Genomic DNA, 647 nt, shown 5'->3' with positions numbered 1-647 from the left:
CTCCCCAGCCGTTTCAGACGGCCTTTAGTATTTGGCGTTAACCAATTTGCCGTTTTGGAATACTTGTTGCTGCATCACCGTGCCGTTGTAAGCGTAAGTGGTTAACGAGCCGTTACTTGGCGTGGCACGGAACTGCATCAGTTGGTTGCGGCTGAGGACGTAGGGGTCCGTGCGTTTTTGGCTGTTGTCGCTGTAAAAGTCTTGCACGACATATTCGTTGTTGCGTTTGCTGATCAGTTGGCGATGGAAACCGCCTTTGACTGCGCTGTTGCTGGGTGTGCCGTGTGCATCAAAATAGGTCACAATTTGTTCTTCTGAGATACGGATGCCGTCTGAATCCGTGCCTTTGGTGGTTTTGGTTTTATCCAAGCCGACAGGAATGTTGATGGATGTACCCAGGCCGACGTGGCGGCCGATGCTGGTGCCGACGCCTAAACCGACGGAAACGCCGGGCGTGCCGACTGTACATGCGCTGAGTGAAGCGGCCAAAAGGGCAGGTAAGAGAACTTTTTTCATAATGTGTATCCTTGTAATAAGAAATGTTTGTAATGTGGGAAGTATAGTATTTTTGCGGGGGGGCTGGTGTTAGTATTGGTAAAAGGGCGCAAGGCCGTCTGAAAAACAAGATAGAAACGAATATATCATTC

1 protein-coding gene is annotated in these 647 nt (G+C 49.8%); it reads right to left on the bottom strand.

Annotation, left to right across the window (positions count from 1 at the left end; all coding sequences use genetic code 11):
* Positions 1–24 precede the first annotated feature (24 nt).
* Positions 25–516, bottom strand: coding sequence for a hypothetical protein (locus ACTHUM_RS17215; RefSeq protein WP_003678851.1), 492 nt, complete (start codon positions 514–516; stop codon positions 25–27).
* Between the last annotated feature and the right edge of the window lie 131 nt (positions 517–647).

The sequence above is a fragment of the Neisseria sp. P0021.S006 genome (genome assembly GCF_051956895.1).
The sequence above is the reverse complement of the archived record's forward strand: the minus strand, read 5'-3'. Positions and strand labels throughout refer to the sequence as shown.